Source organism: Streptomyces sp. NPDC052721, assembly GCF_040678315.1.
In the GTDB taxonomy this organism is placed as follows: Bacteria; Actinomycetota; Actinomycetes; order Streptomycetales; family Streptomycetaceae; genus Streptomyces.
In genome coordinates this window covers 80,202-88,189 of the sequence record NZ_JBFATL010000040.1, presented here as the reverse complement: position 1 = coordinate 88,189, position 7,988 = coordinate 80,202, and the positions used below count along the sequence as shown (strand labels likewise).

Genomic DNA, 7,988 nt, shown 5'->3' with positions numbered 1-7,988 from the left:
GCGACACCCCAGCCGACCCACACCGACCGCCGGGCGACCCCGGTCGATCCGCGCCTGCCACCGGGCCACGCCCTGGCGGCCCGCACCGGCCGTCGGGCGACACCCCTGTCGACCCGCACCAGCCGACGAGCGACACCCCAGCCGACCCACACCGACCGCCGGGCGACCCCGGTCGATCCGCGCCTGCCACCGGGCCACGCCCTGGCGGCCCGCACCGGCCGTCGAGTGACCCCAGCCGACCCACACCAGCCGTCGAACGACACCCAGCCGACCCACACCGACCGTCGAGTGACCCCTGTCGACCCGCACCAGCCGTCGAACGACACCCCAGCCGGCCCGCTCCTCAGTCCAGCACGCGTCCCAGGTACGCCCGGAGCAGTTCGCGGGTCTCCGTGATGATCGCCTCGTCGCCCTGCGGATCGATCCGGAAGGCCAGCTGGACGAGGGTGTCGGCGCTCTCCACGGCGACCAGGAAGACCCGCCGCAGGTCCGCGTCCGGGATGCGGCCGAGATAGCCGGCGAGCAGTTCGGTGAGCCGGTCAGCGACCTGGGTGTTGGGCTCGCCGTGGCGGGAGCCGACCGGGATCTGGTTGCCGAAGTCCACCAGGGAGAAACCGGGCGCCGTGCGCTTCATGCCCAGGTACTCGTCCAGGACGGCGTCCATGGCGGCCCGCCAGTCCCCCTTGCCGGCCTTCTTCAGCCGCTCGGTGACGCGCTCGACGTACCGCTCCAGGTTGCGCTGGGCGAGGGCGTCGGCCATCTGCCGCTTGTTGCCGAAGAAGCGGTAGACCGAGCCGATGGGCACGCCGGCGCGCTGGGCGACCGCGCGCGTGCTCAGGTCGTCGTAGCCGATCTCGTCGAGGAGTTCGGCGCAGGCGTCCAGGATCCTGGTCAGCCGTTCGGCGCTGCGCCGCTGGACGGGCGCGCGGCGGAGCGATGTCGCGTGGGGCACGGGCTTCATGATGCCTTTCCGCCGGGGTCCGGTGAACCTCCCCCCGGAGTACGAAGACAGGTGGCCCTTGCACTCATCCGCCGGCGGAGGCGGGGTGCCGGTGGCCCTCATCCGCCGGTGGCGCAGCGTGCCGTGGCCCTCATCCGCCGTGATGGGCGACGCCGTTCCGGCCGGCGCTCACCCCGTGCCCGTCTCCGCGTCGGACACCGTGATGTCGGCGGTGCTCTGGACCGGCTTGCCGCGGACGGCCCACACCGTGCCGTCGTCGGCGTACAGCCGGGCGGTGACCTGGTGGGTGCCGTGCGGGACGACACCGGCGGCCAGGTGGTACGTGGGCGTGCGCAGCCGGGCGACCCGGTGGCCGTCGACGAACAGGTGGGCGAGCCCGCGTCCGATGGCCGCCGCCGGCCGGGTGCCGGGCGCGGAGAGCCGGAAGTGGCGGAGGGTCAGCCGGACGTCCCAGCCGCCGGCCGAGTCGGGAGTGACCTCGACGGCGACCTCGGGGGCGTTGCGCTGGGGCACCTCGCGCAGGTTCCGGCCGGTCTCGTCGGTGTCGTCCAGGACCTTTCCCACGGGCGACGGCGAGACGGTCGTCCCCCCGTGCGCCTCACCGCTGGTGCAGGCCGCCGCTCCGAGCGGCAGCAGGACGCACACCGCGAGCGCGGCGAGGGGCCCACGCGTCCACTTCGTCCACGACATGAGCGGGAGCGTAGAGCAGCACCCCGGCGCCCCGGATCCCCCTCAAGTCTGGTTCCCGCCCTACCCCGGAGGGAGGACCACGACCCCTCTTGCGCGGACCCCCGCTCATTCCTACGGTGATGCATAGGAATCGGGAGCACAAGGAGCGATCATGAGCGATGGGGGCACCTCCCGCGCGAGCGTGTTCGAGCGCGGGGGAGCGCGGAAGACCGCCGAGGGGCTGTCGTATCTGACCGGGTTCGGCAACGAACACGCCTCGGAGGCGGTGCCGGGCGCCCTGCCCGAGGGCCGCAACTCGCCGCAGCGCGCGCCGCTGGGCCTGTACGCCGAGCAGCTGAGCGGTACGGCGTTCACCGAGCCGCGGGCGCACAACCGGCGCTCCTGGCTCTACCGCATCCGCCCCTCGGCCGCCCATCCGGCGTTCACCCGTACCGGCAACGGCGCGATCCGCACGGCGCCCTTCACCGATGCGGTGCCCGACCCCAACCGGCTGCGCTGGAACCCGCTGCCACAGCCCCCGGCCGGTACCGACTTCCTCGCCGGCCTCTGGACGCTGGGCGGCAACGGCGACGCGACCCAGCGCACCGGCATGGCCGTGCACCTGTACCACGCCAACGCCTCGATGGAGCGGGTCTTCTCCGATGCCGACGGTGAGCTGCTGATCGTGCCCGAGCGCGGCGGGCTGTTGCTGCACACCGAGTTCGGCCGGCTTCATGTGGAGCCGGGCCATGTGGCGCTGATCCCCCGTGGGGTGCGCTTCCGTGTGGAGCTGCTCGATGAGTCGGCCCGAGGCTATGTGTGCGAGAACTATGGGGCGCCGTTCCGGCTGCCCGACCTCGGCCCGATCGGCGCCAACGGGCTCGCCAACCCCCGGGACTTCCGGGCGCCGGTGGCGGCGTACGAGGACGTCGAGGGCCCGGTGGAGGTGGTGAACAAGTTCTGCGGCAACCTCTGGACGGCGACCTACGACCACAGCCCCCTGGATGTGGTCGCCTGGCACGGCAACCATGTGCCGTACATCTATGACCTGCGCCGGTTCAATGTGATCGGCACCATCTCCTACGACCACCCGGACCCTTCCGTCTTCACGGTCCTGACCTCCCCGTCGGACACCCCGGGCCTGGCCGGCGTGGACTTCGTGGTCTTCGCACCGCGCTGGCTGGTGGGCGAGGACACCTTCCGGCCGCCGTACTTCCACCGGAACGTGATGAGCGAGTACATGGGTCTGATCGAGGGCGCCTACGACGCCAAGGCGGAGGGCTTCGTGCCCGGCGGCGGCTCGCTGCACAACATGATGTCGGCGCACGGCCCGGACCGGGAGACGTTCGACCGGGCGAGCGCGGCCGAGCTGAAGCCGCAGAAGCTCGACGACGGGCTGGCGTTCATGTTCGAGACCCGCTGGCCGGTGACCCTCACCCCGCAGGCGGCGGGCGCCGACCACCTCCAGCAGCGCTACGACGACGTGTGGCAGGGACTGGAACGGCACTTCAGGGGCTGACCGCCGCCGTTGCGCCGAACGTTCTCCGCCAGGTACGGATAGCCGCGTGACCTCCTTCGCCCCGGATTCGATCGTCCTGAACCGCAAGCTGCCGCTGTGGTACCAGGTGTCGCAGTCGCTGCGCGCCTCGATACTGGGCCGCTCCCCCGAGGACCCGCTGCGCCTGCCCACCGAGGAGCGGCTGGCGGAGCACTACGGGGTGAGCGTGCTGACCATGCGGCAGGCGCTGAAGGAGCTGGAGGACGAGGGTCTGATCAGCCGGCACCGGCGGCGCGGCACGTTCATCGAGCCCGGGGCGCGGCGCGGGGCCCCGGTCCGGCTGCTGGGCTCGGTGGACGCGATCGTGGCCCAGCAGTCCGGGATGGCGACCGAGCTGCTCGACCACGGCCGCGTGCCGGTGCCGGCCGGGCTGGCCGAGTACTTCCCGGATCTCGCGGAGGTGGTGACGTACCACAGGCTGCGCAGCGACGAGAAGACCGGCGAGCCGACCAACCACGCCGTCAACCACGTCCGCCCCGAACTGGCCGAGGGCATCGATCCGGAGGACCTGGTCCGCTGGCCGATGACCAAGGTGCTGCGGGATGTGGTGAAGGCGGACATCAGCCGGATCACGGACACCGTGGAGGCCCGGCTCGCCGACCCGGAGACGGCCCGGCTGCTCGCAGTCCCGCTGCTCAGCCCGATCCTGCACTACACCGGGGTGACGTACGACAGCGACGGCCGGGTGCTCGACGTGGCGGTCATCCACTACCGGGGCGACCGCTTCTCGTTCACGGTCACCCTGGACGCGTGAGCGCTCCGCCCGGCCGGCCGCGATGCGAGGTGCCACGACGGGCCGTCGGGGGACTGCGGGTCCGCGGTGGCTGGTCGCGCAGTTCTTCGCGCCCCTTCGGGGGCGCTACCCGCTGTCGTAGCATGCCGTGCGTGACGCACGACGACGCTCCGCTGCTGGCGGACCTCATGCCGTGGTCCGTCGCACCGCTGCGGCCGGGCCGCGCCTGGCCGACGGCACCGGACCCGGCCTCGCTGAGGGCCCGCTGGGACGCGCTGCTGAAGGCCGAAGGCCCGGACCGGGAGGCCCTGTTCGAACCCACCCGCGCCCGTACGCTCCAGTCGGCGGTCGGCCAGTTGCCCGGTTCACCCGCCGGCACCGAGCGGCTCGCGCGCGCCGAGGGGCAGCCCTGCCCGGAGCCGGTGCGGGTGCTGGCCGCCCCCTTCGACGAGCAGTGGCTGATCCCGGACCACCGGCTGATCGACACGGCCCGCCCGGAGCTGTGGCGGGTGGCGGACGCGTACCAGGTGTTCACGGCCGAGACGGGCGACGCCGATGCCCCGCTGCTGGCGACCGCGCTCCTGCCCGTCCTGCGCCCGGGCCGCGTCCGCCCGCTCTACCGCCGCCCCGGCGGCACGGAACCGAACCTCGCCCCCGGCCTGCTGGACCACCTGACGGCCCGTCTCGGCACACGCCCCTCCGCACCGGACATGCTGGCCTGGATCCTGATGACGGCCGGCCCCGACCTCACCGTCCCGCTCACCGCCGACCCCGGACTGTGGGCGTCCGGCGTGGACGCGGGCCGCCGGGTGCTGTGGCTGATGCGCCGGGACGGGGAGCGCCCCAAGCTGCCGGGCGGGCGGCGCCCCTACGTCCGCGCGCCCCTGCCGAACCGTCCGCTCACCCTCCACTACGACCGCAACGAGGAGACCCTGCGCCTGGACGAGGGCCGTGTCTCCCCCGTCCCGCCCGAGGCCTGGGACTACGAGGTGGCCGGGGTCCGGGTACTGGAGAGCTGGTTCACGGTGCGCACCGCGCCGGCCGAGCCGGGCACGCTCGCCGCGATCCGTCCTGCGGCCTGGCCGCAGACCTGGACGTCGGAGCTGCTGGAGCTGATCACGGTCCTCGCCCTGCTGGCGGAACTGCGGCCGGTGCGCGAGGAGTTGAAGGTGACGTCGCCGGTCACGGCGGCCGAGCTGCGGGAGGCGGGCGTCCTGCCGGTGCCGGAGTCCGCCCGCCGCCCCGCCTCGGTCCTCGACCACCACGAGGAGGGCCCGGACGGGCAGTTCGCGCTGCTCTAGCCCACCGCCCGCCGAGGCAGGGCGGCCTCCAGCCGGGCGGTGTCCTCGGCGTCCCGGTCGGCCGGCACCGGCCTGTGGCCGAGCCGACATGTTCCGCCCTTGGTGGGGGCACGGGGAACTGCGCGACCGGCCACCCACGGTCCGCACCCGCCGCACCCGCCCGGCTAGCGCGGCGCGAACGCGTCCAGGACCCGCTCCACCATCCGCTCGAACACCGCCTCCAGATCGATCGGCCCCGGATCCTCGCTGAAGGCCGCCGCCATGCGCGGATAGGCGCCGGAGGCGATCTGGCGGCCCAGGTAGGCGATGCGGACCGCGTTCTCCTCGTCCTCCGACCACGGCAGGGCCCGCACCCGCTCGGCGGTGTCGAGTTCGTTGCGGACGTAGGTCGTGACCATGCCGTTGAGCATCGCGATGAACTCCACCTTGGTGCCGTACGTCGCTTCCAGCGGGTCCAGGCAGGCCAGGCAGTGCTCCAGGTAGCGCAGGGCGTTCGGGCTGAAGCCGTAGACGGGAGACATCAGGCGCGGCAGCCAGGCATGCCGGTGCATCAGCTCGCGCGTCTGCACGGCCACGCGGCGCATGTCGGCCCGCCAGTCCCCGCTCGGCTCCCACGGGGGGTGCTCCGCACCGACCGCGTCCACCATGTTCCAGGCCGCCCAGGACACCCACCGAGGGGTGATGGACCGGTTCCGCACGATGCCGGTGAGCCGGGCCGCCGTCCCCCTCGGACAAGCCGTGGCGGACCTCCTCGTCACGAACCGTCGGGACGGTGCCGCTGCTGCTGACCGGGCTCGCGGTGGGCTGGCGGATCGAGGGGTCCGCGGCCGGGGCGGCCGGTGCCGTGGGGCTGCTGCTCCTCTTCCGGTTCGCCTGCACCTGCGCCGGGATCCTCCTGGGCCTGCTGTCCCGCAGCGAGGAAGCCGCCGGGCAGCTCGGCGCCGCCTCCTTCGTGCTGCCGCTGCTGTCGAACGCGTACATCCCGGCCGACAACCTGCCCGGCTGGCTGCGCGCGCTCGCCGAGTGGAACCCGATCAGCGCGGTGACCACCGCCCTGCGCCACCTCTTCGGCAACGCGCCCGTCCCGGAGGGCGCCGCCTGGCCGGTGGCCCACCCGGTCGCCGGGTCGCCGGCCTGGAGCCTCGCCCTGACCGCGCTGTTCCTGCCGCTCGCCGTGCGCAGGTACGCGCGGGCCGAGTGAGCCCGCACTGCTGACAGAGCCGCCGGTCAGGGGAGATCATCCCCCCATGGATCATCTCCCGCTGCCCCTGGACGGCATCACCGTCGTCGCCGTCGAACAGGCCGTGTCCGCGCCCTTCGCTACCCGGCAGCTCGCCGATCTGGGCGCCCGCGTCATCAAGGTGGAGCGGGTCGACGGCGGCGACTTCGCGCGCGGCTACGACATGGCGGCCCGCGGTCTCGCCTCGCACTTCGTGTGGTGCAACCGCGGCAAGGAGTCCATCGCGCTGGACCTCAAGGACCCGCGCGGCCTGGACGTCGTACGACGGCTGGTCGCGGACGCGGACGTGTTCGTGCAGAACCTCGCGCACGGCGCGGCGGCCCGGCTGGGCCTGGACGCGGCCACGCTGTGCGCCGCGCACCCGCGGCTGATCGCCGTGGACATCTCGGGCTACGGCGGCTCGGGGCCGTACACGGACAAGCGGGCGTACGACATGCTCGTGCAGTGCGAGGCGGGTCTGGTGTCGGTGACCGGGACGCCGGAGCAGCCGGTGAAGGCGGGCATCCCGGCGGCGGACATCGCGGCGGCCATGTACGCGTTCTCCGGTGTGCTGGCCGCGCTTGTGCGGCGCGGGACGACCGGGCGGGGCGGGCCGGTGGAGGTGTCCATGCTGGAGGCGCTCGCCGAGTGGATGGGCCATCCGCTGCACCACGCGCTGCACGGCGGGGAGCCGCCGGCCCGCACCGGGCTCGCGCACGCCGTGATCGCGCCGTACGACGCCTATCCGACGGCGGACGGCGGGCGGGTGCTGCTGTCGGTGCAGAACGACCGCGAGTGGCGACGGCTCGCCGAACAGGTCATGGGGCGCCCGGAACTGGGCACCGATCCGGCGTACGCGACCAATGCCGCGCGGGTGGCGCACCGGGAGCGGACCGACGCCCTGGTCGCGGGGGCGCTGGCGGTGCTGGACGCCGAGGAGGCGCTCGCGCGGCTGGAGAAGGCGGGCATCGCCTGCGCCCGGCTGCGGGATGTGCGCGAGCTGGCGGAGCATCCGCAGCTGGCGGCCCGGGAGCGGTGGCGCCGGGTGGGGTCGCCGGCCGGGCCGCTGAAGGCGCTGCTGCCCCCCATCACGCTGCCGGGCGGGGACGAGGCACGGATGGGTGACGTGCCCGCGCTCGGACAGCACACCGGAGCGCTGCTGCGTGCCGTGGGGATGACGGACGACGAGATCGCAGCGCTTCGCCGGGACGGTGTGGCGGCCTGAGCGCGGGCACCCCTGCTCGGGGTCAGGGGCCCTGCGACGCGGTCAGTGACCGCCGAACAGCGAACGGCGCAGCCGGCGCAGCGGCGCGAAGAGCGAGACGCGGCCGATCCGCGTGCCCCGGTCACTGCGCTGGTGCACGGAGTCACGCGCCGTCAGTTCACGCATCAGCGACGTCGCCTCGACCGTCTCCCGCTGCGGTATGGCGGGACCCGCCAGCACCGACAGATGGCGGTCGAGCCGCGAACTGGTCGCGCTGCTCCCGCAGGTGATCGCAGGGATCCTGGCCCTGCTGCGCACTGTTATCTGCTCCATGTCACTCCCC

The 7,988-nt window shown here is 73.7% G+C and carries 7 protein-coding genes and 2 pseudogenes; 5 read left to right on the top strand and 4 right to left on the bottom strand.

Translation table 11 applies throughout. The annotated features are described in order from the left end of the window. Positions 1 to 343: 343 nt before the first annotated feature. Both AB0L21_RS30805 and AB0L21_RS30800 read right to left on the bottom strand, forming a co-directional pair. Positions 344 to 961: a TetR/AcrR family transcriptional regulator gene (locus AB0L21_RS30805; protein ID WP_365705222.1), complete on the bottom strand. Its 618-nt coding sequence runs from the start codon at positions 959 to 961 to the stop codon at positions 344 to 346. 168 nt (positions 962 to 1,129) lie between these two features. Continuing rightward, entirely contained in the window at positions 1,130 to 1,651 is a 522-nt protein-coding gene (locus AB0L21_RS30800) for a hypothetical protein (protein WP_365705224.1), read from the bottom strand. Positions 1,652 to 1,802: 151 nt separating this feature from the next. Here AB0L21_RS30800 and hmgA point away from each other — a divergent pair, with 151 nt between their 5' ends. The 3 genes from hmgA (at position 1,803) to AB0L21_RS30785 (ending at position 5,222) form a co-directional block, all read left to right on the top strand. Then, positions 1,803 to 3,149 (top strand): homogentisate 1,2-dioxygenase, encoded by a 1,347-nt coding sequence (hmgA, locus tag AB0L21_RS30795; RefSeq protein WP_365787729.1) that lies wholly within the window; start codon positions 1,803 to 1,805, stop codon positions 3,147 to 3,149. Between the two features lie 46 nt (positions 3,150 to 3,195). Then, entirely contained in the window at positions 3,196 to 3,942 is a 747-nt protein-coding gene (locus tag AB0L21_RS30790; RefSeq protein ID WP_365787727.1) for a GntR family transcriptional regulator, read from the top strand. A gap of 122 nt (positions 3,943 to 4,064) precedes the next feature. Then, positions 4,065 to 5,222, top strand: a complete 1,158-nt coding sequence (locus AB0L21_RS30785) for a type ISP restriction/modification enzyme (protein ID WP_365787725.1) — start codon at positions 4,065 to 4,067, stop codon at positions 5,220 to 5,222. A gap of 164 nt (positions 5,223 to 5,386) precedes the next feature. Here the strand turns inward: AB0L21_RS30785 and AB0L21_RS30780 are convergent. After that, a pseudogene (locus tag AB0L21_RS30780) lies at positions 5,387 to 5,869 on the bottom strand (TetR/AcrR family transcriptional regulator C-terminal domain-containing protein); the annotation flags it as partial. Here AB0L21_RS30780 and AB0L21_RS30775 point away from each other — a divergent pair. Further along, positions 5,868 to 6,423 (top strand): annotated as a pseudogene (locus AB0L21_RS30775) (ABC transporter permease); the annotation flags it as partial. The pseudogenes AB0L21_RS30780 and AB0L21_RS30775 sit on opposite strands and share 2 nt — an antisense overlap. Positions 6,424 to 6,469: 46 nt before the next feature. After that, positions 6,470 to 7,666 (top strand): CaiB/BaiF CoA-transferase family protein, encoded by a 1,197-nt coding sequence (locus AB0L21_RS30770; RefSeq protein WP_365787724.1) that lies wholly within the window; start codon positions 6,470 to 6,472, stop codon positions 7,664 to 7,666. Between the two features lie 42 nt (positions 7,667 to 7,708). On the opposite strand, the gene AB0L21_RS30765 is transcribed toward AB0L21_RS30770, so the two are convergent. Then, positions 7,709 to 7,978 carry a hypothetical protein gene (locus tag AB0L21_RS30765; protein WP_103812324.1) on the bottom strand — a complete coding sequence of 90 codons (270 nt, stop codon included), beginning with the start codon at positions 7,976 to 7,978 and terminating at the stop codon, positions 7,709 to 7,711. Between the last annotated feature and the right edge of the window lie 10 nt (positions 7,979 to 7,988).

Excerpts from the sequence above, each read along its gene's own strand:
- AB0L21_RS30805 (WP_365705222.1), bottom strand. The coding sequence starts at position 961 with ATGAAGCCCGTGCCCCACGCGACATCGCTCCGCCGCGCGCCCGTCCAG.
- AB0L21_RS30800 (WP_365705224.1), bottom strand. The coding sequence starts at position 1,651 with ATGTCGTGGACGAAGTGGACGCGTGGGCCCCTCGCCGCGCTCGCGGTG.
- hmgA (WP_365787729.1), top strand. The coding sequence starts at position 1,803 with ATGAGCGATGGGGGCACCTCCCGCGCGAGCGTGTTCGAGCGCGGGGGA.
- AB0L21_RS30785 (WP_365787725.1), top strand. The coding sequence starts at position 4,065 with ATGCCGTGCGTGACGCACGACGACGCTCCGCTGCTGGCGGACCTCATG.
- AB0L21_RS30770 (WP_365787724.1), top strand. The coding sequence starts at position 6,470 with ATGGATCATCTCCCGCTGCCCCTGGACGGCATCACCGTCGTCGCCGTC.
- AB0L21_RS30765 (WP_103812324.1), bottom strand. The coding sequence starts at position 7,978 with ATGGAGCAGATAACAGTGCGCAGCAGGGCCAGGATCCCTGCGATCACC.